Source organism: Microbacterium sp. SORGH_AS_0428 (assembly GCF_031453615.1).
Lineage (GTDB): Bacteria > Actinomycetota > Actinomycetes > Actinomycetales > Microbacteriaceae > Microbacterium.
The window spans coordinates 2,275,850-2,298,348 of sequence record NZ_JAVIZT010000001.1 but is presented as its reverse complement, the minus strand read 5'-3'; the positions used below and the strand labels follow the sequence as shown (position 1 = coordinate 2,298,348).

The following is a 22,499-nucleotide window of genomic DNA, read 5'->3' as shown; positions in this document are numbered from 1 at the left end:
CTGCAGAAAGTGGGACACGGAGTGCGGCAAGCGGGACAGGGGTCCCGGCGGCGGGCCGGATGCGGCGCGTCAGCCGCGGGCGCCCAGCAGGTGCTCGGTCGCGAGCTGCTGCAGGCGCACGAAGCCGCCGCCCTTGCCGCCCATGTAGGCGTCGGTGTCGAAGTCCTCGTACGCCGAACGGTCGGCGAGGAACTGCTCGTAGGTCTCGCCCTCGCCCAGGGTGGGAACCGACAGCTCGGGGACCTTGGCGGCGGCGAGCGCCTCCTGCACCTCGGGATCGGCGCGGAAGGCCGCCGCACGCTCCTTCAGGAGCAGGTAGGTGCGCATGTTGGCCGCGGCCGACTCCCACACGCCCTTCTCGTCCTCGGTGCGGCTGGGCTTGTAGTCGAAGTGGCGCGGGCCGTCGTACGCCGGAACGCCGCCGGGGCCGCCGTTCTCGAGGAGGTCCACGAGCGCGAACGCGTTGTGCAGGTCGCCGTGCCCGAACACGAGGTCCTGGTCGTACTTGATGCCGCGCTGTCCGTTGAGGTCGATGTGGAAGAGCTTGCCGTGGTACAGGGCCTGGGCGATGCCGGCGGCGAAGTTGAGGCCCGCCATCTGCTCGTGCCCGACCTCGGGGTTCAGTCCCACGAGCTCGGGACGCTCGAGCGAGTCGATGAAGGCGATCGCGTGGCCGAGCGTCGGCAGCAGGATGTCACCGCGGGGCTCGTTCGGCTTCGGCTCGATGGCGAACTTGATGTCGTAACCCTTGTCGGTGACGTAGTCGCCCAGAAGGTTGACGGCCTCGCGGTAACGCTCGAGGGCGGCGCGGATGTCCTTCGCGCTGTCGTACTCGGCGCCCTCGCGGCCGCCCCACATGACGAAGGTCTTGGCGCCGAGCTCGGCGCCAAGGTCGAGCTGGCGGAACACCTTGCGCAGCGCATAGCGGCGCACGTCGCGGTCGTTGGCGGTGAAGCCGCCGTCCTTGAAGACGGGGGCCGAGAAGAGGTTGGTGGTGACCATGGGAATGATCAGGCCGGTGTCGGCGAGCGCGCCCTTGAGGCGGTCGATCTGCTTCTGCCGCTCGGCCTCCGTGGAGCCGAAGGCGAACAGGTCGTCGTCGTGGAAGGTGAGGCCGTAGGCGCCGAGCTCTGCGAGCTTCTCGACGGCGTGGACGACGTCGAGGGCGGGACGGGTCGGTCCGCCGAACGGGTCGGTGCCGTTGTAGCCGATGGTCCAGAGACCGAACGAGAACTTGTCGGCGGGAGTGGGGGCGGGCATGACGCTCCTTCGCGATGCGAGGCGGATATGTTGTTATTCGCAACTTACTACACTGGAGCCATGGACGCCATCGGCATGCGGCAGCGCAACCTCTCCCGCATCCTTCGACTCGTGCACCGCGAGGGCGCCCTCTCGCGCGCCGCCCTCACCGAGGCGACGGGGCTGAACCGCTCGACGGTCGCAGCCCTCGTCGCCGAGCTCGCGGCGCAGCAGCTCGTCGCCGAGAAGGCGCCCGACCCCGCGAGGCGCGCAGGACGCCCCTCCCCGATCGTCGCGGCGCAGTCGCGCACGGTGGCGATCGCGGTCAACCCGGAGGTCGACGCGGTCACCCTCGCCGCGGTCGGGCTCGATCTCTCGATCCCCGCCCGCGCGCGCGTCACCATGGCCCAGGCGCCCACGCCCACCGAGACCGCGGCGCTCGTGGCCGAGCACATCGACCGCTGGCGACGGGCGGAGCTCGCCGATCACCGCATCGTCGGCGTCGGACTCGCCGTCCCCGGCCTCGTCCGCGCCGGTGACGGTCTCGTGCGCGACGCTCCTCACCTCGGGTGGCGGGACGTCCCCCTCGCCGACCTCATCCGCGATGCCACGGGGCTGGCCACCGCCATCGGGAACGACGCGAGTCTCGGCGTGCTCGCCGAGCACCTGTTCGGCGCCGCCCGCGGCACGGCCGACGTCGTGTACCTCAACGGCGGCGCGAGCGGCATCGGCGGCGGCGTGATCGTCGCCGGGAACCCGCTGGGCGGCACCGGCGGATACGCCGGCGAGTTCGGGCAGAACCGCCCCGGGATCGAGGACGCGGCGGACCGCCGGGTGCCCGGCGGCGTCCTGGAGGACGAGGTGAACCGCTCGCTCCTGCTCGCCGCGCTCGGTCTGAGCGATGCCGACGACGCGCAGCTCACGGATGCGGTCGCCGCCGCATCCGGAGACGCCCGCGCCGAGATCGAACGGCAGCAACGGATCCTCGCGACGGCACTGGCGAACGCGGTGAACGTCCTCAACCCGAGCGTCGTCGTGCTCGGCGGGTTCCTCGCGGCGCTGTGCGCGAGCGACCTGGGCGCGCTCGGCGAAGCGGTGCGCGCCCAGGCGATGCCCGCATGCGCGGAGACCCTCGAGCTGCGCCTCGCCTCGCTCGCCGAGGACCGTCTGCTGATCGGGGCCGGCGAGCTCGCCTTCGCCGACCTCCTCGCCGACCCCTCGGAGTTCAGCCCGCGCTGAGGGTGAAGCGGGTGATGCGCGCCTCACCCGCTCCGACCGCCACCGGCCCCACCCAGGCGCCGATGAATCCCCGCGGCGGCTGCGGGGCCAGAACGTCGAGCTCGCAGAAGGCCACCTCCTCCTCGCCCACGAAGAGCCGCGCCGTGAGGTCGCGGACGCGGACCGTGAGCTCGAGCTCGTCGCCGACGGCGTCGCGTCCGAGCGGCAAGCGTCCGATCTCAGCGCCGGCGAGCACCGCGATCGCCTCTCCCGCGCCGGTCACCGACAGCTCCAGCTGCTGAGCGTCGGAGACCCGCAGCAGCACGCCCGCACGGAACCCGTCGCCTGCGGGAGTGATCCGCAGGCGCAGCGACGCCTCGCTGTTCTCGTCCGGCAGTCGTCGGCCGAGGAACGAGACCCCCGCCGTCTTCGACGGCTCGGCGCCCCCGGGCAGCAGCAGGCCGTCGGAGCCCCAGGTCGCGATCTCCTCGGGCAAGCGGCCGGCACCGTTCCACTCGAGGTCGAGGCGCTCGGCCGTGAAGTGCTCCTCGACGTGGGTCGGCCACGGCCGCTGATCCGGGACGCCGTCCGCCGTCACGACCTGCTCGACCCGCCCGACGCCGGGCGCGAACAGCGGACGGCCGTCCGCCCACCCGACCGGCACGAGGGACGTCCGGCGCCCGAGGATCCCCCGTCGCCCGTCGACGGGGTGCAGCGCCAGCACCGTCGCCCAGCTGCGCCCCTCGACGTCGTCCACCAGGTCGGCGTGCCCCACGGCGACGATGGGAGCCACGGGTCCGAGATCGCGGTGCGAGAGGCGCGGGTTTCCCGCATCCCCCGCGTACGGACCATCGATGCGATCGGCGTAGGCGACGCAGACCGCGTGCTCGAGGTCGGTGCCGCCCTCGGCGACGAGCAGCATCCATCCACCATCCGGATGCGGCAGCAGGTGCGGGCCCTCGGCCCAGACCGCCCCGACGGCGGCCCCCGTCCAGATCACGACGGGCTCGCTGCGCAGCGCGCCCGTGGCGACATCGAGCTCGGCCACCCAGACCTCGGTACGGCCGGGCCAGTAGCCCTCGACGGCCTCCCGCGTGCCGCAGAGCCAGACGCGATCGCCGTGGACCGTGATCGAGGGGTCGAATCCGCCGACACCGTCGATCCACACCGGGTCGGACCAGGGGCCCTCAGGGGCGTCGGCCGTGACCAGGAAGTGGCCGGTGCGCCCCGCCCACTCGCCCTCCTCGGGTCCGACGACCGTGCACACCACGACGAGCCGGCCGTTCACCTCGCGCACCGTCGGCGCGTACGTGCCGGAGGACGAGGTCAGCCCGGACAGGTCGATCTGCCCCGGGCGATGCAGCGCGTGCCCGGCGAGCGTCCAGTTCACGAGGTCGTCCGAGACGTGCACGGGAAGACCCGGCAGGTACTCGAAGCTCGAGGTCACCAGGACGTAACGATCGCCGAACCGGCAGATGCTGGGATCCGGGTGACAGCCCGGCAGGATGGGATTGCGGTAACGACCCATGGATGCTCCTTCGCGTGATGGTCGGGTGCCGCCGCGCGGGCGGTGGTCTCAGTGCCCCGCGCGCGGCGGGGCGGTGGTGGCACGCGGGACGAGTCGCGTGGCGAGGCGGACGTGTGTCGCATCCAGTTCCTCGCCGTTCATGAGGGCGAGGACCATGGTCGCGGCCGCGGCGCCGAGGCGCTGCATCGGCTGGCGCACGGTCGACAGCGGCAGCGCCGCGCGTGCGGCCTCGGGCACGTCGTCGAACCCGATCACCGACAGATCCTCCGGCACCGAGAGCCCCAGTTCATGCGCGACGTCGATGATCGAGAGCGCGGAGAGGTCGTTGGCGGCGAAGATCGCGGTGGGGCGGTGGGGCGAGGAGAGCATCTGGACGGCGGCCTCACGAGCGATGTCGCCGTGATAGCGGCCGACGCCGACGAGGTGCGGGTCGAACGGGATGCCGGCCTCGGACAGCGCCACCCGGTAGCCCGCGTCTCGCGCGGCGGAGGAGCGCAGATCCGGTCGTCCGGCGATGAAGCCGATGCGACGGTGCCCGAGCTCGACGAGATGGCGAACCGCCTGCTGCGCGCCGGTGAAGCTGTCGGATTCGACGGTCGGGAGATCGGCACGCCCGGTGTGCGGATCGACCGCGACGATCGGCACATCCGAGGTCACGTTCACGATCGTGGGCGTCACCATGATCGCGCCGTCGATGAGCGTTCCGCTGAGGCGGCTCAGCGAGCGCCGCTCCCACCCCGTCCCCTCCTGGTGCGATCCGCTGTAGGCGAGCACATCGTGACCGGAGTCGGCCAGCGCACTGCCCACGCCCTTGAGCACCTCCGCGGAGAAGGGCTCGAAATCGGCGACGAGGACGCCGATCACGCCCGTGCGTCGCGAGCGCATGCTCGAGGCGACGAGGCTCGACTCGTACCCCAGTTCGTCGACCGCCGACAGCACGCGCGCCACCGTCTCCTCCGCCACGCCGTACCGGCCGTTGACGGCTTTCGAGACGGTCGCGACGGACACGCCGGCGGCGGCGGCGACGTCGTGGATCGTGACCCTTCGGACCATGACGCCTCAGCGTAGACCACCGGAAAAGGTTTTCGAAAACGTTTGACACCTTTTCGGGTGCTTGCCACACTGACACCGCTCGGAACCCTTCGGGCCCCCGCACGACGCCACGTCGAGGCAGCGACGCCACGGATGCTCGTGCCCACAGCAGCACCTCGAGGTGCGACTCGATGAAGAGAAAAGGTGGATCACATGAGAACCAAGAAGTTGCTGGTCGGTGCTGCTGCGCTGGCCATGAGCGCGCTCGCGCTCGCCGGCTGTAGCGGCGGAGGCGACGGCGGAGACAGCGGCGGCGATGTCACCCTGACCTTCTGGCACAACTCGACCACGGGCGACGGCAAGCAGTACTGGGTCGACACGGCCGCCGCCTTCGAGAAGGCCAACCCCGGCGTCAAGATCGAGATCCAGTCGATCCAGAACGAGGAGATGGACGGCAAGCTCCAGACCGCTCTCAACTCCGGCGACGCGCCCGACATCTTCATGGCCCGCGGCGGCGGCAAGCTCGCCGACGTCGTGAAGGCAGGGCAAGCCATGGACCTCACCGACGGCCTCTCGCAGGCGACGAAGGACGCGATGGGCGGCTCGCTCTCGGCCTTCGCGATCGACGGCAAGAACTACGGCGTTCCGACCGCCGTCCTGCCCTCCGGCATCTACTACGCGTCCGATCTGTTCACCCAGGCCGGCGTCACCGAGACCCCCACCACGATCGACGAGCTCGAGGCGGCCAACGAGAAGCTCCGTGCGGCGGGCATCGACCCGATCGCCGTCGGCGCGAAGGACGCATGGCCCGCCGCGCACTGGTACTACAACTTCGCCCTGCGCGCCTGCTCGAAGGATGCCCTCGACAAGGCGGCCTCCGACCGGTCCTTCGACGACCCGTGCTGGCTGGAGGCGGGCAAGAACCTCGAGGCCTTCATCAAGACGAACCCCTTCAACGACGGCTTCCTCACCACGACCGCACAGCAGGGCGCCGGCTCGTCGGCCGGTCTGCTCGCCAACCACCAGGCCGCGATGGAGCTCATGGGCGCCTGGGACCCGGGCGTGATCGCCTCGCTGACGCCGAACGAGGAGCCGCTCGCCGACCTCAAGTGGTTCCCCTTCCCCGAGGTCTCGGGCGGTAAGGGCGAGGCGGGCGCCATGATGGGCGGCGTCGACGGCTTCAGCTGCTGGGTCAACGCTCCCAAGCAGTGCGTCGACTTCCTGAACTTCATCGCCGAGAAGGAGAACCAGGAGGGCTACGCGAAGGCGTTCCAGACCCTTCCGGCATCCACCGAGGCACAGAGCGTGGTGACCGACCCCGCTCTGGTCGACATCCTCAAGAGCTACAACAACGCCCCCTACGTGGTCGTGTGGCTGGACACCCTGTACGGCCAGAACGTGGGCAACGCGCTCAACGTCGCCGTCGTCGACCTGTTCGCGGGCAAGGGCACGCCGCAGGGCATCGTCGACGCCGTCAACGCCGCCGCCGCGAAGTCCTGAGAGGTCGATGACGATGGCTTCCGTTCGCGAACACGCGAGTACCGTCGCTGACGCGGCGGACAGCCTTCCGCCGGTGGGCGGTGCCGCATCCGCGGCATCGTCCACCCGGCCCCGCCCACGCGGGGGCAGGTGGCGCCTGCGCGCCGAGCTGCTTCTGCTCCTCGGCCCCGCCCTGATCGTCTTCGTCTCGTTCGTGATCTTCCCGGTCGTGATGGCGGCGTTCTACGGCTTCTTCAGCTGGTCGGGCTACGGCGCCCCCACCGACTTCGTCGGCATCCGCAACTACGTCACGATCCTCACGGACCCGGCCTTCCACGAGGCCCTGGGCCACAACGGCTTCATCGTCGTCATGTCGCTCGTGATGCAGGGGCCGCTCGCTCTGGGGCTCGCACTGCTGCTGAACCGCAAGATGCGGTTCCAGTCCCTCATCCGCGTGCTCATCTTCGTGCCGTACGTCATCTCCGAGGTCGTCGTCGGCCTCGGCTGGGGGCTGCTGCTGCAGTCGAACGGCGCACTCAACGGGCTGCTCGAGAAGATCGGGCTCGGCGCTCTCGCGAACGACTGGATCTCGAACCCCTCGCTCGCGATCTGGACCCTCATGGTCATCATCACGTGGAAGTACGTCGGTTTCGCCGTCATCCTCTTCCTCGCAGGTCTTCAGGGCATCCCGGAGGAGTTGTCGGAGGCGGCCGCGATCGACGGCGCGTCCTACTGGCAGATCCAGCGCCACATCGTCCTGCCGCTCATGGGACCGACGATCCGGATCTGGGCGTTCCTCTCGGTGATCGGATCGCTCCAGCTGTTCGATCTCGTGTGGATCGTGTGGGGTCAGTACGTCGCATCGACGGCGGGCACCTCCACCATGGCCACCTACATGGTCGCCAACGGGCGCAACGCCGGCAGCTACGGCTACGGCAGCGCGGTCGCGGTCGTCATGTTCCTCATCTCGCTGGCGGTCGCACTGCTCTACCAGCGCTTCGTCCTGCGCCGCGACACCGCCGGCGCCATCACGGGAGGTGCCCGATGACCGCCACCGCTGCCGTCGTCACCCCGGGCCGGCGCACTCCGACCCGCCGACACTCGAGCGGCCTTCCCGGCCAGCGGAAGTCGTCCAACCTCGCCGTCTACTTCGTCGCCCTCGTTCTCGTCGCCCTGATGCTGGCGCCCGTCGCGTACGTCATCTTCGGCGGGTTCCGCACGAACTCCGAGATCACCCTCGATCCGTCGGGTCTTCCGACGACGTGGAACTGGGAGAACTACGTCAACGTCCTGGTCAGTGGCGTCTTCTGGCGCCAGGTGGGCAACTCGCTCATCGCCGCCGTCGCCACGACGCTGTTCGTGGTCGCCCTGGGGCTCATGGCCGCCTTCGCGCTGGCGCGGTACAACTTCCGCGGACGCGGTGCGTTCTACGCGTTGTTCACCGCCGGACTCATGTTCCCGATGACGGTCGCGATCACGCCCCTGTACATCCTGGTGCGCGACCTCGGACTCATGAACTCGCTCGCCGGCGTCATCGTGCCCCAGATCGCCTTCGGCCTGCCGATGACGATCATCATCCTCGTGCCCTTCCTCGCGGCGATCCCCCATGAGCTCCAGGAGGCCGCATCCATCGACGGATGCTCGCGCCTCGGCTTCTTCTGGCGCATGGTCGTCCCCCTCGCGGTGCCCGGCATCATCACCGTCGGCATCCTCGTCTTCGTCCAGAGTTGGAACTCGTACATGCTCCCGCTGTTCATCCTCAACAACGAGGCGTCCTTCACGCTGCCGCTGGGCACGCAGGCGTTCGCGTCGCAGTACTCGGTCGACACGGCCAAGGTGCTCGCGTTCACCTCGCTGTCGATGATTCCCGCCCTCGTGTTCTTCAGCCTCTTCGAGCGTCGCATCGTCGGCGGTCTGACCGGGGCGGTGAAGGGCTGATGTCGCTCGAACAGGATGCGGCCGTCTCCGCCGCCGCCCCCAGCTCTCGCGTCGTCGATCTGCTCGGACGGATGACCCTCGACGAGAAGCTCGCGCAGCTCGTCGGGTTCTGGATCGACCAGGGCGACGAGGTCGTGGCGCCGATGGCGGGCGAGATGGCCGGCTCCACGCGGTACGCGGATGCGTCGGTGCACGGCATCGGCCACCTCACCCGGGTCTACGGCACGCGTCCGGTCGACCCGGTCGAGCGAGCAGAGTGGCTGTGGTCCGAGCAGCGCCGACTGCGGGAGCAGACGCGTCTGGGCATCCCCGCGATCGTGCACGAGGAGTGCCTCACGGGCCTCGCCGCGTGGAAGGCGGCGACGTTCCCGACCCCGCTCGCCTGGGGCGCGGCGTTCGATCCGGAGCTCGTGGCCGAGGTCGGCGAGGTCATCGGCGAGTCGATGCGCGAGCTGGGCATCCACCAGGGCCTCGCGCCTGTGCTGGACGTCATCCGCGACCCGCGCTGGGGGCGCGTCGACGAGTGCATCGGCGAGGATCCCTACCTCGTCGGCACCGTCGGAACCGCGTACGTGCGGGGGCTGCAGGATGCGGGCGTGCATGCGACCCTCAAGCACTTCGCCGCCTACTCGGCCTCACAGGCGGGCCGCAATCACGCCCCCGTGCATGCCGGTCGGCGCGAGCTGCAGGACGTCTTCCTGCCGCCGTTCGAGATGGCCGTCCGCGACGGCGGGGCTCGCAGCGTCATGAACTCCTACGCCGACATCGACGGCGTCCCGGTGGCCGCATCCGGCGAACTGCTGACGGGGCTGCTGCGCGAGGAGTGGGGCTTCGACGGCGTCGTGGTCTCGGACTACTTCTCCGTCGCGTTCCTCGAGACGATGCACAAGATCGCCGCCGACCGCGGCGAGGCGGCGGCGCTCGCGCTCGCGGCCGGGATCGACGTGGAGCTGCCCACCGGCGACGCGTACGCGGAGCCCCTCGCCCAGCGCGTCCGCGACGGCCGGGTCCCGGTCGAAGACGTCGATCGCGCGGTGCTGCGCGTGCTCATCCAGAAGGAGGAGCTCGGCCTGCTCGATGCCACCTTCGAGGAGCCGGCACCCGCATCCGTCGATCTCGACACCCCTCGTCACCGCGCGCTCGCACGCCGGCTGGCCGACGAGTCGATCGTGCTGCTCTCCAACGACGGCGTCCTGCCGCTCGCCGAGCCGTCGCGCATCGCCCTGATCGGACCGAACGCGGATGCGGCCTCGGCGCTGATGGGCTGCTACTCCTTCGCCAACCACGTGCTGGCGCACCATCCGGGTGTGCCGATGGGGTTCGAGATCCCGTCGCTGCGTGAGGCGCTGGTGGCGCGCTATCCCGGGACGCCGTTCGACGTCGCCGAGGGATGCGCCGTGGAGGGAGAGGACCGCTCCGGTTTCACCGCGGCGATCGATGCCGCCCTCGGCGCGCAGGTGGCGATCGTCGCGGTGGGCGACCGCGCCGGGCTCTTCGGCCGGGGGACGGTCGGCGAGGGCAATGACGTGGAGTCGCTGGAGCTGCCCGGCGTGCAGCGGGAGCTGGTGGAGCGCATCGTCGCCACGGGAACGCCCGTCGTCCTCGTGGTCCTGTCGGGCCGCCCCTACGCGATCGACTGGGCCCTCGAGGGCGAGAGGGCGCCCGCCGCCGTGCTGCAGTCATTCTTCCCCGGCGAGGAGGGCGCCACTGCCTTGGCGTCCCTTCTCGCCGGGGATTCGGTACCGTCGGGTCGGTTGCCCGTCTCCCTGCCGCGGTCGGCGGGCGCGCAGCCGTACAGCTACCTGCACCCGCCGCTGGGCGCGGCGAACGAGATCACGAACGCGGACAGCACCCCGGTTCGTCCGTTCGGCTTCGGTCTCTCCTACACGCGCTTCGCACACCGCGACCTCGAGGTGGATGCCGATGCGAGCACCGCGGGCGGCTTCACGGCACGCGTCGTGGTCGAGAACGTCGGCGACCGATCCGGCGTCGACGTGGTGCAGCTGTACGCGCACGACCCCGTCGCCTCCGTGGTCCGCCCGGTCGCGCAGCTCGTCGGCTACGCCCGCGTCGCGCTGGCCGCCGGCGAGCGTGCCACGGTCGAGTTCGCCGTCCCCGCCGCGCGACTCGCCTTCTCCGACCGCGGCTATCGGCGGGTCGTGGAGCCCGGCGCCCTCGAGGTCTGGGTCGGACCGTCCTGCGACGAGCGCGAGACGTCCGCCGACATCACTCTGGTGGGAGGGGTGCACGAGATCACGGCGCGCGACGAGCGGCTCACGGTGGTGAGCATCGCGTCATAGGCGCTGCACGAGACGGGCCGGCGCGCGCTGGGGGGACAGATCGCGCGCCGGCCTCTTCGTGCCCTCCCGCAGCGCCGCCCCGGTCGTTGAGCGAGCGCAGCCCGCCCCGGTCGTTGAGCGAGCGCAGCCCGCCCCGGTCGTTGAGCGAGCGCAGCGAGACGAAACGCCGCCCGCCCACATCCCGCATCCGCATCCCGCATCCCGCATCCCGCATCCCGCATCCCGCATCCCGCATCCGCCACACTTCTGCGCAACCGCCACAGTTGACCTCTGCCGCAGGTGCGCAGAAGTGGCGCATCTGCGCACCTGCGACGCAACTCGGGGGGAGGAGAAGGGGACCGTCCGGCGGGTACGGAGGCGGGAGTATCGTCGGGCGCAACGAAAGGCGCCGACATGACTGATGAGCCCTCCCCGTCCTTCGATATCGCCGACCTGCAGAGCAAGGCGCGCGACCACCTCTGGATGCACTTCGCTCGGCAGTCCACGATGGACTCGCCCGACGGCGTCCCGATCATCGTCCGCGGCGAGGGGCATCACATCTGGGATGCGGCGGGGCGCCGCTACATCGACGGGCTCGCCGGCCTGTTCGTCGTCAACGCGGGCCACGGTCGGCGACGCCTCGCCCAGGCGGCCGCCCGTCAGGCCGAACAGCTCGCCTTCTTCCCGATCTGGTCGTACGCCCATCCGGCCGCGATCGAGCTCGCCGACCGACTGGCCGATCTCGCCCCGGGCGATCTGAACCACGTCTTCTTCTCCACGGGAGGCGGCGAGGCGGTCGAGACCGCGTTCAAGCTGGCCAAGAACTACTGGAAGCTCGTCGGCAAGCCCGGCAAGCACAAGGTGATCTCCCGCGCCATCGCCTACCACGGCACCCCGCAGGGGGCGCTCGCGATCACGGGCCTTCCCGGCATGAAGCAGATGTTCGAGCCGGTGGCCCCGGGCGGCTTCCGCGTCCCCAACACCAACTTCTACCGTGCCGCCGAGATGGGCTTCTCCGGCTCCTCGGAAGAGGAGTTCGGCCGGTGGGCGGCGGATCGCATCGAGGAGATGATCCTGTTCGAAGGCCCCGACACCGTCGCCGCCGTCTTCCTCGAGCCGGTGCAGAACTCCGGCGGATGCTTCCCTCCTCCGCCCGGCTACTTCACGCGCGTGCGGGAGATCTGCGACGCGTACGACGTGCTGCTCGTCAGCGACGAGGTCATCTGCGCGTTCGGCCGCGTCGGCGAGTACTTCGCCGCCGACGCCTTCGGCTATCAGCCCGACATGATCACCTTCGCCAAGGCGGTCACCAGCGGCTACTCCCCCCTCGGCGGCACGATCGTCAGCGACCGCATCTACGAGCCGTTCGCCACGGGAACGACCAGCTTCGCGCACGGATACACCTTCGCGGGGCATCCCGTCTCGGCCGCGGTCGCGCTCGAGAACCTGGACATCTTCGAGGAGGAGCAGCTCAACGCGCACGTCCGCGCCAACTCTCCCCTCTTCCGCGCCGCCCTCGAACGGCTGACCGACCTGCCGATCGTCGGAGACGTCCGCGGCGCCGGGTACTTCTTCGGCATCGAGCTCGTCAAGGACAAGGCGACCAAGCAGACGTTCGACGAAGCGGAGTCGGAACGGCTGCTCCGGGGGTTCCTCTCCAAGGCGCTGTACGACGCGGGACTCTACTGCCGCGCGGACGACCGCGGGGATCCCGTCATCCAGCTCGCGCCGCCGCTCACGATCGGACCGACGGAGTTCGACGAGATCGAGCAGATCCTGCGCGGTGTGCTCACCGAGGCCTGGCAGCGCCTCTGACACACTGTCGGACACAGAGACGATTCGGGGGGATCATGTCGCACACCAGTGTGTTCGCCGCTCCTTTCGCGCGTTCGGCCGATCGCGACTTCGCGGTGCGCTGCGTGCTCGGCCTCGCGCCCTCCGGCGGCGCCGACATCGGCGAGGTCCTCGCGGCGGTCGGCGACGTGAAGGCGAAGGATGCGGCGACGTGGCTGTCGGCGTGGCAGGCACTCGGGGAACGCGTCGCGCGGGACGCGCAGGATGCGGCCGCCACCGGTCGCGCCGACACGGCGCGCTGGGCGTCGCTGCGCGCGGCGAACTACCTCGCCGTCGCGGTGGACGCCGCATCCGCCGCTGACGACGCGGAACGCGCCGCGTCTCTCTTCGCCGCCCATCGCGCCGCGTGGGACGCGTTCGCGGCGGACGCCGGCGTGCGCATGAGCCGGATCGACGTTCCGCTCGACGGCACCACGATGCCCGGCTATCTCTTCCACGCGGATGCGGCGGGCCCGCGCCCGACGATCATCTTCGTCAACGGCAGCGACGGCTCGATCAGCTCACTGTGGGGCACCGGCGTCGCCGCCGCCCTGGCGCGGGGTTTCCACGCCTACGTCTTCGACGGACCCGGCCAGCAATCCCTGCTGTTCGAGCACGGAGTGCCGTTCCGCCCGGACTGGGAGAACGTGCTGGCGCCCGTCGTCGACGAGCTCGCGAGCCACCGCTACGTCGACGAGCACCACCTGATCGTGTGGGGCATCAGCCAAGCCGGCTACTGGGTGCCGCGGGCGCTCTCCGGCGAGCACCGCTTCGCCGCCGCTGTCGTCGATCCCGGGGTCGTCGACGTGTCGACGTCGTGGACGGACCATCTGCCGGCATCGCTCGGCAGGCTCCTCGACGAGGGCAAGGACGCGCAGTTCGACCGCGACATGGCTCTCGGGATGCGGTTCTCCGGCGACCTCGCGTCGACGTGGGCGTTCCGCGCCCGCCCCGTCGGACGCGGCGGGTACGCCGCGGTGATCCGCCGCATCCGGGAGTTCGCGCTCACGGATGCCGAGGCGGCGCGCATCGACACGCCGCTGTTGATCACCTCCCCCGAGGGCGAGCAGTTCTGGCCCGGTCAGTCGGAGAGGCTGGCAGCCATGACGCCGGAGGTCTCGCACGTCCTGCGCTTCACCGCCGCCGAGGGAGCCGACGGGCATTGCGAGCCGCTCGCGAGGACGCTCGTGCACGAGCGCGTGCTCGACTGGCTCAGCGCGACGATCCGGGACTGACCGGACCATTCGTTCTCGGCAGCAGCTCGCCGTCCACCACGTCGATGCCGGGCACGCTGTCGAACAGCCCGCCCGCCTCGGGCGGATCGGGTTGAGCGTTCTCGTCGCGGGGGCGCATCGGCCTCACCTCCTGCGGAAGACAAGCCTGCCGCATCCGCGAGAGGAGCCCGAGATCCCTTGACAGTCCGCGTCGGGCGCCGTAGAGCGTCTCAGCCGTGCTCGACGGGCTCGTCGGCCGGCTCCGGCACGATCGAGAGCCCGTGCGGGCCGGATGCGGCGAGCATGAGGTCTTCGACCCAGGCGCGGTTGATCTTCGGCTGACGCGAACCGTAGAAGTGGAACTGCATCGGCACGGAAGGGTGCACCCAGAAGCTGCGACGGCCGCTGCCGTCGCCCACCTCGACGTCGAACATGAAGGGCTCGCCACGGCGAAGCTTGTTCATCACGACGATGCGCAGATGCGCGAGAGTCCTGTCCTCGATCTCGACGGCGTTCGAGGCGGTGTCGTAAATGAATCGGCCCACGGTACGAGCATAACCAGCGCGGCCCGGATGCCATGACCTCCCGTTCCCGGTGGGTCGGGATTAGGGTGTGCGCATGGGAACCATCTACTACGGCGGCGGCAGCACGCCGATCCACATCGAGGATCGTGCTCTCGCGCATCTCAAGGTCGTCATCGCGACCAAGCTGCGCCGCGGTGAGAGTTTCACGCTGTCGTGGCGGCACCCCGACGACCAGCCACGGGGCCGCAGCACGCTCTGGCTGCACCCGTCGATCCCGCTGCGCTTCGTCTTCGACGACCCGGAGCCGGCCATGCTCAGCCGTGAGTGGGTCGAGGAGCTGGCCAACTCGGCCAACTCGTCGGGCGGCATCATGCTCGTCGCCGAGCACTTCGACACCCACTCCGCCCCCACGGCCTCCTGACTCACGCGGTCGGGGTGACCGGGCCCCAGTGCCCCGGTGCGGGAAGGTCCGCGTAGCGCACGTCCACGCCGCCGGCTCCCCCGACACTCGCCACGCACACGAGCAGCGACAGCGTCGGTATGCCGAGATGGCGGTGATCCCGGATGAGCGCTCGGTCGTCCGTCGCCTCGAGTTCCGCGCTGCGCTCGATGACCTCCAGCCAGGTGCGCCACCAGTCGTCGCCGGACTCGTCATCGGCCAGCGCGGCGAACTGCGGCAACCAGTGGGTGATGCGCGCGGTGCGCGGATCGTCGAGGTCATCGTGGGCGATCATGTGGGTGCCGGGGCTCAGCAGGCTCTCGCGCACCGCCTCGCCGTCCCAGGAGATCACCCGGGCGCCGCCGCGCGAGACGTCGAGCAGGTTGAAGCCTCGTGTCGGGGGCGCCTCCTCGGGCACGCGGCCCGCCACCGCCTCCAGAGGCAGCACGCCGCGAGAGGTGACCGCGTCGTCCGCGAGAGGTGAGGTGTCGGCGCGATTCAGCAGGACCGCCAGCCGGGATGCCGCGGGGTCGGCCGCGAGCCATGCGCCGCCGGCTCTCACGTCGTGCACCCCGATGACCCCGGGGTAGGCGTCCGGCCACCAGGGGCCCAGCCGGTTCCAGGGCCGGTTCGGGTCCTCGTCGCGGATCGCGACGAGGCGCGTGGGTTCACTCGCGTCCTCGGGCACGCGGACGATCACGGTGCACATCGGGGGAACGGTCTCCTTCGGGAGGCGGGGCCGGATGCGACAATCGAGACATGTTCGTCGTCGTCGCAGTCACGGGCGGCATCGCCGCATACAAGACGGTACATCTGGTGCGCGACCTCGTTCGCGCCGGCCACGAGGTTCACGTCGTCCCCACCGCCGATGCCCTCCGCTTCGTCGGCCTGCCGACCTGGGAGGCCCTCAGTCGCAACCCGGTCACCACCTCGGTGCACGACGACGTCGCGCGCGTACGCCACGTCTCCCTCGGGCAACAGGCGGACCTCGTCATCGTCGCACCCGCCACCGCGAACACCATCGCCAAGATGGCCGCCGGCATCGCCGACGACCTGCTCGGCACGACGCTGCTCGCAACGACCGCGCCGGTGGTCATCGCCCCGGCGATGCATACCGAGATGTGGCGTCACCCTGCAACGAGCGCGAACATGGCGACTCTGCGCAGCCGCGGTGTGATCGTGGCGGGCCCCGACGACGGGCCCCTGACCGGCGGCGACAGCGGGCCGGGCCGGATGAGCGAGCCGGCAGACATCCTGCGCACAGCACTCGGCGCGGTGTCCGCGCCCGACCTCCAGGGCCTGCGGGTGCTCGTCAGCGCGGGCGGCACGCGCGAGCCGCTCGACCCGGTGCGCTTCATCGGCAACCGCTCGAGCGGACGGCAGGGCATCGCCCTCGCCCTGGCCGCCGCCGACCGCGGAGCCGACGTCGATCTCGTCGCCGCGCACGTGGAGGCCGCTGTGCTCGTCTCGGCCGCGGCCCACCCCCGCATCCACATCTCGCACGTGGGCACGACCGCCGAGCTGCAGGATGCGGTCGTGGCCGCCGCATCCGTCGCGGACGTCGTCGTGATGGCCGCCGCCGTGTCGGACTACCGCGTGAGCGAGGTCGCCGACACGAAGCTCACGAAGGAGGGTGGCGACGGCACGCTGACGCTGCACCTCGTCGAGAACCCCGATGTGCTGGCGGGTCTCGCACGCACACGCCACCCCGGTCAGACCATCGTCGGGTTCGCCGCCGAGACCGCATCCGGCGACGAGCTGCGTGAGCGCGGGCGCCGCAAGCGCCGGCGCAAGGGCGCCGATCTCCTCGTCGTCAACCGCGTCGGCTGGAGCGAGGGATTCGAGTCCGACGAGAACACCGCACTGCTGCTGACCGAGGACGCCGAGACGGAGGCCTCCGGCTCGAAGCGCGAGGTGGCCGAGGCGGTCTGGGACGCGGTGCTCGGCCTGCGCTGATCAGGCCACGGCCCTCTCGTTCGTCGCCTGCCGCATCCGCGGGCCGGGCGCAAGGCCCACGGCGGGAGGAGTCGCGGGGCTTAGCGTCGCTGACACCCCTCACGTAAGGACCAAGCGATGACACGTTTCGGCTACACCCTCATGACCGAGCAGAGCGGGCCGCGCGAGCTCGTCGGCTACGCCGCCGGCGCGGAGGAGGCGGGATTCGACTTCCTCGTCTCCAGCGACCACTTCTCGCCGTGGCTGACGAGTCAAGGCCATGCGCCCCACGCGTGGACCGTGCTGGGAGCGGTCGCGCAGGCGACGAGCCGCGTCGAGCTGATGACCTACGTCACCTGCCCGACGATGCGCTACCACCCCACGATCGTCGCCCAGAAGGCCGCCACGCTGCAGCTTCTGTCCGAGGGGCGCTTCACGCTCGGTCTCGGCTCCGGCGAGAACCTGAACGAGCACGTCGTCGGAGAGGGCTGGCCGGCCGTGCAGATGCGCCAGGACATGCTCGTCGAGGCGATCGAGATCATCCGGGCCCTGCACACGGGCGAGCTCGTCACCTACGACGGCCAGTACTTCCGCGTCGACTCCGCCCGCATCTGGGACAACGCCGACGGCGGCGTGCCCATCGGCGTCGCGGTGTCGGGCGACAGCTCGATCGAGAAGTTCGTCGACCTCGCCGAGCACCTCATCGCCGTCGAGCCGGATGCGGAACTCGTGCAGGCATGGGACGACAAGCACCCGGCGGGCGGATCGGAGTCGGGCGAGAGCCGCAAGATCGGCCAGATCCCGATCAGCTGGGATCCGGACCGCGAGGCGGCGATCGCCCGCGCGCACGACGAGTTCCGCTGGTTCGGCGGCGGCTGGGGCGTCAACGCCGACCTCCCGACTCCCGCCGGGTTCGCGGCCGCATCCCAGTTCGTGCGTCCGGAGGACGTCGCGGACTCGATCGCGTGCGGGCCGGACCTCGACGAGCTCGCCGAGAGCGTGCGACCGTTCCTGGATGCGGGCTTCACCGACGTCGCCATCGTGCAGATCGGCGACGCGCAGCAGGAGCGATTCGTGACCGAGGTCGCCGCTCCCCTGCTGGAGAGGCTCCGCGCGCTCTGACCTGCCGGGGTGCGGGCGCTGCTCGGCTGCCCATCCGCCCCCGCGGTGGCGCGACGTGTGCACGGCCGATTACCGATGCGGTGCCTCATCCGCCCCGCCCGGTCACTCTTGCCCCGACGACCGTGCAGATGTCGCAGTGACCGGGCCTCGGGCGGTCAGTCCACCGGCAGGCGGACGGCGGTGCGCGCCGCGTCGAGCTCCGCGGCGATGCGCTGAGGGCCCCAGCCCCGGGCCTCGGCCATGATGTCGGCAGCGAGACCGAGGATGCGCTCGCCGGGATCCTGGAGGCGTCCGATTCCGGTGCGCCGCAGCAGCACGTCCGTGAGGTGCTCGGGCGCCTCATCGCGCACGGCCCACGCGACGGCGGCGAGCGGCTCGCCGTCGGAGGTGGCACGCTCGGCGAGACGCGTGTCGGATGCGGCCAGCGCCAGCACGGAGCGGGCCCTGCTGCCGTAGTGGGCGAAGAGCACCTCGGCCGTATCCGCGGCGAGTCCGAACCCCGCCGCGTCCCGGCGCAGCACGGCCCGCGCGGCGGTGACGTCCTCGACATCCCCACCGGGAAGCGGCGTCGTCGCCGTCCTCGAGGGCGCGGGACGCAGGCCGTGCCCGCCCAGCCGGTCGACGATCTGCTGGGCGAACGCGCGGGAGGTCGTGTACTTCCCGCCGAGCGCCGACAGCAGACCCTCCACCCCGTGACGCGCGTGATCGACGAGATCGGATGCGCGGGAGGCCCGGTAGGTGTCGGCGCCCGCCGACTCGGCCAGCGGACGCAGACCCCCGTACGCGGCCGTGACATCGTCGAGCGTCAGCGGCTCCGGGAGCTTCGCGCCCGCATTGATCTCGGCGATGAACCGCTCGATCGCCCCCAGAGTGAGCCGCCACTCGTCGACCGGGCCGGTGTAGGGCGTCTCGGTGGGTCCGATCAGGCTCCGGTCCCGCCAGGGGGCGACGCTGAAGTGCCCGCCGGACGACACCGTGAGCACCATCGTCTCGCCGAGGCGGCGGGTGACCAGGTAGATGCCCTCGGAGCGCACCGCGGGCGCGGGCCCGATGACCTCGCGCAGCGCGGGCGTCCGGGCGAGGAAGTCGTGGGAGAACGAGCCGGTCGCGTCGATCGTGACCGTGGCCGCGATCTCCGCCGTCTCGTCCGACACGAGATCGTGCACCTCGGCGCCGACGACGCGGCCCGCGCGCACGAGCAGCTGCGTCGCCCGTGTGTAGGTCGAGACGGTCGCGCGATGGGAGGCGGCCGCCTCCGCGAACGCGAGCGTGAGACGCTCGGGCGAGAGCATCATCGCGTCGTAGTAGAGGATGCCGTGCCGCATCCATCCCAGGCCCCGATCGACGAGTTCGGATGCGGACAGCGAACGGTGCCGGGGGATGTGCGCTGCCGCATCCCCGATCCGGTTGCGGTCGAAGGACAGCGCGTCGTACGCGGTCAGGCCGAGATGCTCGATGAGTCCCGGTTCGGGCAGCACCATGCCGATCGGGCGCACGAGGTGCGGCGCGATGGAGAGCAGGGTGCGTCGCTCGGCGAGGGACTCGCGCACGAGGCGCACCTCAAGGTTCTTGAGGTAGCGCAGCCCGCCGTGGATGAGTTTGCCGGTGGCCGCGCTCGTGGCGCCGCCGAGGTCGCCCGCCTCGACGAGCGCGACCGACAGTCCCCTGCTGGCGGCCTCGTAGGCCGTCGCGACCCCGGTGATCCCGCCGCCGACGACCAGCACGTCGACCGCACCGTTCGGCAGAGCGCGTCGCAGACTCATACCGCCGCCAGGTCTGCGCGGATGCCGGCGATCATGCGCGCGCGCTCGGACGGGATGTCGAGAAGCCCCAGCCGCAGCACGCGCGCGGCGATCTCCCACCGATCGAGGTCGGCCACGCTGACGGTGCCGGCACGCAGGTACGAGCGCAGGTAGAAGCGCAGCAGGATGCGGCGCACCGCCCCGTAGACCACGCGCATCGGCGCGGATGTTCCCGGGAAGAGCTCCGCCTCGCGAAACAGCAGCCGGGTGAGGGCGACGTCCGCCGCGGGCTGGCCTGCGACCGCCGTCTGCCAGTCGATCACGACGTTCCGCTCGGCCAGCACGAACACGTTCTGCGGGTGGAAGTCCAGGTGCAGCACCGCATCGCCGGCGGGGAGCGCGCGGATGCGGCGGGCGACCGCATCCCGTTCGACCGGTGTGAGGGCCGAGAGCGCGGGGGTGTCGAGCTGAGCGACGGCGATCTCGCGCACATCGGGCAACCGGTCGGTGTGCGCGCGGTGGACGAACAGGTGCTCGGTCGCGAGCGTGCTGCCCACCTGGGGCAGGCGCAGGATGTTGCGCTCGGCGACGGCCGTGAGCGGGATGCCGTCGATGCGATCGAACACGATGCCGTGGCGTCCGTCCACCTCGACACCCCCGTGGCAGCGCACCGGGGTGATGCCGAGCTCGTGCGCGAGGCGGGAGGCGGCCACCTCCTGTGCGACCTCGGCGGCGTCGACACCGGGGAAGGCGAGCTTGACGACGCGGTCCTCACCGTCGGCGAAGACCTCGGCGGACCGGCCGCGCGCGATCGGTCGGGAGCCCACGGCGCTCATCGTCCGGCCCGCTGCGGCTGGCCGTATCCGCGACGCGTGGCGGCCTCGACGACCGCGTGCTGCGCAGCGGCGTCGAGTGCCCGGGGCTGCCCGATCGCTCGCGCGTGCCAGTACAGGTCGCAGATCCACTCCGTCAGCAGCGCGTTCTCGACCGCGTGCACGAGGTCGCGCCCGAGGGCGACGGCACCGTGGTTCGCCATGAGCGCGGCGAGCCGACCGTCGAGCGCTGCCCCCACGGCGTGCGCGAGCTCGACGCTGCCGAACGGATGGAAGGGCGCCACCCGCAGCGCTCCGCCCAGAAGCAGCTGCTGGTAGTGCACGACCGGCACCTCGTCGAGCACGAGCGAGAGGCTCGTCGCCATCGGCGCGTGGGTGTGGACCACCGCGCCGACCTGATCCGCGGGCGCGTGCCGCAGCACGCCCAGATGCAGAGCCGTCTCGGATGTGGGTGCCCAGTCACCCTCGACGACCTCGCCGTCGAGGGTGACGATCGTCACCTGTTCCGGGGTGAGCTCGCCGAGCACAGCGCCGGTCGCCGTCACGGCGGCGAGCTCTCCCACGCGCATGCTGACGTTGCCGGCCGTGCCGACGAGAAGGCCTGCTTCGGCGAGGGATCGGGAGGCGTCGGCGACCGCGACGCGCGCGGCGGAGATGTCTGACGTCGTTGTCATGGCGCTAGCATGACCGCGAGGACAAACCAAAGTCAAGTTTGGTTTCTGGCGGAAGGATGGCGGCCGTGACACCTCTCGCAGCGACGGAGCCCGACTGGGACCGCATCCCGCTGCACCGTGCGCCGCGCCAGCAGCGCTCGCGCGAGAAGGTGGCGCGTGCACTGGCGGCCGCATCCGCGCTCGTGGCACGAGAGGGCGTCGCTGCACTGACTCTCCCCCGCGTCGCTGAGGCCGCGGGAGTCAGCGTGGGCGCGCTGTATCAGTACCTCCCCGATCGCGACGCGATCGTGCGCGCGCTGGTCGCCGAGTACCACGCACGGCTCGAGGCCCTGCTCGAGGACGCGGTCGTCCTGACACGCGAGAGCACGCCACCCGCCGACCCCGTCGGCCACGTGATCGACGCCGTCGCCGAGATCTACCGCGATCGCGACGTGGTGCGCACCCTCGGCACCGCTTCGACCGGCGGGCTGATCGACGCGGACCGGGCGGCCCACAAACAGCGGATGGCCGAGGCCGCCGCGCGCCTCCTCCATGCCAGCGGGCTGACCCGCGACGAGACGGATGCGACGGCCCGCGCGCGGGTGGCGTTCCTCGCCGCGGACGCCGTGCTGCACGACGCTTTCGCCGTCCCGCCCGCCGCGCAGGAGCAGACCCTGCAGGAGCTGCGCCTGCTGCTGCGCCGCTACCTCCAGCCCTGACCCCCGCCCCCACGCGCCCGGCGCGGCTCCCGCGGCGCGGCCCCCGCCCCCATCCATTTCCCGCGAGACTGCATCTTCGTCACGAGATCACGGGTAAACCCCGTGATCTCGTGCGGGAAATGCAGTCTCGCGGGTGAAGGGCACGAAGAGGACGGGATGCGGCGGGGTCAGCCGATGGGGCCGCGCATGTCGTCGAAGCCGGCCGCACGAGCCGAGGTACGCACCCAGTCGAACACGATCTGGGTCTCGGTCGAGGCGACCGCGGGATCCATGCTGAGGCGCGTGGCGACGAAGTCGCGCAGCTGCTCGGGCGAGGTCGTGACGACGTGGATGAGGAAGTCTGTCTGACCACCGAGGAAGAAGAGGTTCAGGACGTTCGGGAGGCGCGAGACCTTCTCGGCATAGGTCTTGATCGCCGGTCGCGCCTGCGCGCGGAGCTTCACCGCGACGATGGCCTGGAGCGGCAGACCCAGCGCGGCGAAGTCCACGTCGGCGTGCGCCGAGCCGAGGGCTCCGGATTCCCGCAGGGCCCGCACGCGCGCGTGCGTCGCCGAGGGCGAGAGCCCGACCCGTGCGGCGAGCGCCGCGTTGGTCTGGGATGCATCGCGACGAAGCTCCCAGAGGATGCGCTCGTCGACCGGATCCGCCCGTCGGTTCTGCGCCTGCGTCATGCCCCACCCCGCATCCGGCCGGAGATTATCCGGAATTATCTCACCACAGAGAATTCTCTTCGTCAGGTAGTGATTCTGACACGCATTTCTTCTAGATTCGG

Annotated in this window: 21 protein-coding genes; 11 read left to right on the top strand and 10 right to left on the bottom strand. The window is 71.0% G+C overall.

Annotated features, from left to right (window positions below; translation table 11 throughout):
* Positions 1 to 69: 69 nt before the first annotated feature.
* The gene (gene xylA / locus QE374_RS11110; RefSeq protein ID WP_309734876.1) at positions 70 to 1,260 is read right to left on the bottom strand and encodes a xylose isomerase; all 1,191 of its coding nucleotides are present in this window, start codon (positions 1,258 to 1,260) and stop codon (positions 70 to 72) included.
* Positions 1,261 to 1,320: 60 nt separating this feature from the next.
* On the opposite strand from xylA, the gene QE374_RS11105 reads away from it, so the two are divergent.
* The gene (locus QE374_RS11105) at positions 1,321 to 2,478 is read left to right on the top strand and encodes an ROK family protein (RefSeq protein ID WP_309734874.1); all 1,158 of its coding nucleotides are present in this window, start codon (positions 1,321 to 1,323) and stop codon (positions 2,476 to 2,478) included.
* Here the strand turns inward: QE374_RS11105 and QE374_RS11100 are convergent.
* Together QE374_RS11100 and QE374_RS11095 are read right to left on the bottom strand one after the other, a co-directional pair.
* A complete protein-coding gene (locus tag QE374_RS11100; protein WP_309734871.1) occupies positions 2,465 to 3,985 on the bottom strand; it encodes a family 43 glycosylhydrolase in 1,521 nt (506 codons plus the stop codon). The genes QE374_RS11105 and QE374_RS11100 overlap by 14 nt on opposite strands.
* Before the next feature lie 48 nt (positions 3,986 to 4,033).
* On the bottom strand, positions 4,034 to 5,038 hold the full coding sequence (locus tag QE374_RS11095; protein ID WP_309734869.1) for a LacI family DNA-binding transcriptional regulator: 1,005 nt from the start codon (positions 5,036 to 5,038) through the stop codon (positions 4,034 to 4,036).
* Positions 5,039 to 5,230: 192 nt separating this feature from the next.
* Here QE374_RS11095 and QE374_RS11090 point away from each other — a divergent pair, with 192 nt between their 5' ends.
* The 6 genes from QE374_RS11090 to QE374_RS11065 all read left to right on the top strand — a co-directional run bounded on the left by QE374_RS11090 (position 5,231) and on the right by QE374_RS11065 (position 13,781).
* Positions 5,231 to 6,517, top strand: coding sequence for an extracellular solute-binding protein (locus QE374_RS11090; RefSeq protein ID WP_309734867.1), 1,287 nt, complete (start codon positions 5,231 to 5,233; stop codon positions 6,515 to 6,517).
* Positions 6,518 to 6,530: 13 nt separating this feature from the next.
* Complete coding sequence (locus tag QE374_RS11085; RefSeq protein WP_309734865.1) at positions 6,531 to 7,544, top strand: sugar ABC transporter permease; 1,014 nt, start codon at positions 6,531 to 6,533, stop codon at positions 7,542 to 7,544.
* Positions 7,541 to 8,434 (top strand): carbohydrate ABC transporter permease, encoded by an 894-nt coding sequence (locus tag QE374_RS11080; RefSeq protein WP_309734864.1) that lies wholly within the window; start codon positions 7,541 to 7,543, stop codon positions 8,432 to 8,434. The genes QE374_RS11085 and QE374_RS11080 overlap by 4 nt, the downstream gene beginning before the upstream one ends.
* The gene (locus QE374_RS11075) at positions 8,434 to 10,734 is read left to right on the top strand and encodes a glycoside hydrolase family 3 N-terminal domain-containing protein (RefSeq protein ID WP_309734862.1); all 2,301 of its coding nucleotides are present in this window, start codon (positions 8,434 to 8,436) and stop codon (positions 10,732 to 10,734) included. The genes QE374_RS11080 and QE374_RS11075 overlap by 1 nt, the downstream gene beginning before the upstream one ends.
* A gap of 393 nt (positions 10,735 to 11,127) precedes the next feature.
* Positions 11,128 to 12,528, top strand: coding sequence for an aspartate aminotransferase family protein (locus QE374_RS11070; RefSeq protein ID WP_309734860.1), 1,401 nt, complete (start codon positions 11,128 to 11,130; stop codon positions 12,526 to 12,528).
* Between the two features lie 35 nt (positions 12,529 to 12,563).
* Entirely contained in the window at positions 12,564 to 13,781 is a 1,218-nt protein-coding gene (locus QE374_RS11065) for a prolyl oligopeptidase family serine peptidase (protein ID WP_309734858.1), read from the top strand.
* Here the strand turns inward: QE374_RS11065 and QE374_RS11060 are convergent.
* Positions 13,759 to 13,899, bottom strand: a complete 141-nt coding sequence (locus QE374_RS11060; RefSeq protein ID WP_309734856.1) for a hypothetical protein — start codon at positions 13,897 to 13,899, stop codon at positions 13,759 to 13,761. The genes QE374_RS11065 and QE374_RS11060 overlap by 23 nt on opposite strands.
* A 91-nt stretch (positions 13,900 to 13,990) precedes the next feature.
* Entirely contained in the window at positions 13,991 to 14,305 is a 315-nt protein-coding gene (locus tag QE374_RS11055) for an ATP-dependent DNA ligase (RefSeq protein ID WP_309734854.1), read from the bottom strand.
* Between the two features lie 73 nt (positions 14,306 to 14,378).
* Between QE374_RS11055 and QE374_RS11050 the strand changes: the two genes are divergently transcribed.
* Positions 14,379 to 14,705: a hypothetical protein gene (locus QE374_RS11050; RefSeq protein WP_309734852.1), complete on the top strand. Its 327-nt coding sequence runs from the start codon at positions 14,379 to 14,381 to the stop codon at positions 14,703 to 14,705.
* 1 nt (position 14,706) lies between these two features.
* Here QE374_RS11050 and QE374_RS11045 read toward each other — a convergent pair whose 3' ends face one another.
* A complete protein-coding gene (locus QE374_RS11045; RefSeq protein WP_309734850.1) occupies positions 14,707 to 15,432 on the bottom strand; it encodes an NRDE family protein in 726 nt (241 codons plus the stop codon).
* Positions 15,433 to 15,482: 50 nt separating this feature from the next.
* Here QE374_RS11045 and coaBC point away from each other — a divergent pair, with 50 nt between their 5' ends.
* Both coaBC and QE374_RS11035 read left to right on the top strand, forming a co-directional pair.
* Positions 15,483 to 16,679, top strand: a complete 1,197-nt coding sequence (coaBC, locus tag QE374_RS11040; RefSeq protein ID WP_309734847.1) for a bifunctional phosphopantothenoylcysteine decarboxylase/phosphopantothenate--cysteine ligase CoaBC — start codon at positions 15,483 to 15,485, stop codon at positions 16,677 to 16,679.
* A gap of 117 nt (positions 16,680 to 16,796) precedes the next feature.
* Entirely contained in the window at positions 16,797 to 17,780 is a 984-nt protein-coding gene (locus QE374_RS11035; RefSeq protein ID WP_309734846.1) for a TIGR03557 family F420-dependent LLM class oxidoreductase, read from the top strand.
* A 155-nt stretch (positions 17,781 to 17,935) separates the two neighbouring features.
* Here the strand turns inward: QE374_RS11035 and QE374_RS11030 are convergent, their stop codons facing one another.
* Genes QE374_RS11030 through QE374_RS11020 form a run of 3 tightly spaced genes read right to left on the bottom strand, consistent with a single transcriptional unit; the run spans position 17,936 to position 21,029 of the window.
* Positions 17,936 to 19,543 carry a glycerol-3-phosphate dehydrogenase/oxidase gene (locus QE374_RS11030; protein WP_309734844.1) on the bottom strand — a complete coding sequence of 536 codons (1,608 nt, stop codon included), beginning with the start codon at positions 19,541 to 19,543 and terminating at the stop codon, positions 17,936 to 17,938.
* Positions 19,540 to 20,349, bottom strand: a complete 810-nt coding sequence (locus QE374_RS11025; RefSeq protein WP_309734842.1) for an aminoglycoside phosphotransferase family protein — start codon at positions 20,347 to 20,349, stop codon at positions 19,540 to 19,542. Before QE374_RS11025 ends, QE374_RS11030 begins: the two co-directional genes overlap by 4 nt.
* A 5-nt stretch (positions 20,350 to 20,354) precedes the next feature.
* Positions 20,355 to 21,029, bottom strand: coding sequence for a class II aldolase/adducin family protein (locus QE374_RS11020; RefSeq protein WP_309734840.1), 675 nt, complete (start codon positions 21,027 to 21,029; stop codon positions 20,355 to 20,357).
* 65 nt (positions 21,030 to 21,094) lie between these two features.
* Here QE374_RS11020 and QE374_RS11015 point away from each other — a divergent pair, with 65 nt between their 5' ends.
* On the top strand, positions 21,095 to 21,727 hold the full coding sequence (locus QE374_RS11015; protein WP_309734838.1) for a TetR/AcrR family transcriptional regulator: 633 nt from the start codon (positions 21,095 to 21,097) through the stop codon (positions 21,725 to 21,727).
* A 167-nt stretch (positions 21,728 to 21,894) separates the two neighbouring features.
* Here the strand turns inward: QE374_RS11015 and QE374_RS11010 are convergent, their stop codons facing one another.
* Positions 21,895 to 22,398 (bottom strand): Lrp/AsnC family transcriptional regulator, encoded by a 504-nt coding sequence (locus QE374_RS11010; protein WP_309734836.1) that lies wholly within the window; start codon positions 22,396 to 22,398, stop codon positions 21,895 to 21,897.
* Positions 22,399 to 22,499: the final 101 nt, after the last annotated feature.

Bases quoted from the DNA above. Each gene is read 5' to 3' on its own strand.
- QE374_RS11080 (WP_309734864.1), top strand. From the start codon at position 7,541: ATGACCGCCACCGCTGCCGTCGTCACCCCGGGCCGGCGCACTCCGACC.
- xylA (WP_309734876.1), bottom strand. From the start codon at position 1,260: ATGCCCGCCCCCACTCCCGCCGACAAGTTCTCGTTCGGTCTCTGGACC.
- QE374_RS11030 (WP_309734844.1), bottom strand. From the start codon at position 19,543: ATGAGTCTGCGACGCGCTCTGCCGAACGGTGCGGTCGACGTGCTGGTC.
- QE374_RS11050 (WP_309734852.1), top strand. From the start codon at position 14,379: ATGGGAACCATCTACTACGGCGGCGGCAGCACGCCGATCCACATCGAG.
- QE374_RS11095 (WP_309734869.1), bottom strand. From the start codon at position 5,038: ATGGTCCGAAGGGTCACGATCCACGACGTCGCCGCCGCCGCCGGCGTG.
- QE374_RS11090 (WP_309734867.1), top strand. From the start codon at position 5,231: ATGAGAACCAAGAAGTTGCTGGTCGGTGCTGCTGCGCTGGCCATGAGC.
- QE374_RS11060 (WP_309734856.1), bottom strand. From the start codon at position 13,899: ATGCGCCCCCGCGACGAGAACGCTCAACCCGATCCGCCCGAGGCGGGC.
- QE374_RS11085 (WP_309734865.1), top strand. From the start codon at position 6,531: ATGGCTTCCGTTCGCGAACACGCGAGTACCGTCGCTGACGCGGCGGAC.
- QE374_RS11020 (WP_309734840.1), bottom strand. From the start codon at position 21,029: ATGACAACGACGTCAGACATCTCCGCCGCGCGCGTCGCGGTCGCCGAC.
- QE374_RS11070 (WP_309734860.1), top strand. From the start codon at position 11,128: ATGACTGATGAGCCCTCCCCGTCCTTCGATATCGCCGACCTGCAGAGC.
- QE374_RS11075 (WP_309734862.1), top strand. From the start codon at position 8,434: ATGTCGCTCGAACAGGATGCGGCCGTCTCCGCCGCCGCCCCCAGCTCT.
- coaBC (WP_309734847.1), top strand. From the start codon at position 15,483: ATGTTCGTCGTCGTCGCAGTCACGGGCGGCATCGCCGCATACAAGACG.
- QE374_RS11105 (WP_309734874.1), top strand. From the start codon at position 1,321: ATGGACGCCATCGGCATGCGGCAGCGCAACCTCTCCCGCATCCTTCGA.
- QE374_RS11035 (WP_309734846.1), top strand. From the start codon at position 16,797: ATGACACGTTTCGGCTACACCCTCATGACCGAGCAGAGCGGGCCGCGC.
- QE374_RS11045 (WP_309734850.1), bottom strand. From the start codon at position 15,432: ATGTGCACCGTGATCGTCCGCGTGCCCGAGGACGCGAGTGAACCCACG.
- QE374_RS11100 (WP_309734871.1), bottom strand. From the start codon at position 3,985: ATGGGTCGTTACCGCAATCCCATCCTGCCGGGCTGTCACCCGGATCCC.
- QE374_RS11010 (WP_309734836.1), bottom strand. From the start codon at position 22,398: ATGACGCAGGCGCAGAACCGACGGGCGGATCCGGTCGACGAGCGCATC.
- QE374_RS11065 (WP_309734858.1), top strand. From the start codon at position 12,564: ATGTCGCACACCAGTGTGTTCGCCGCTCCTTTCGCGCGTTCGGCCGAT.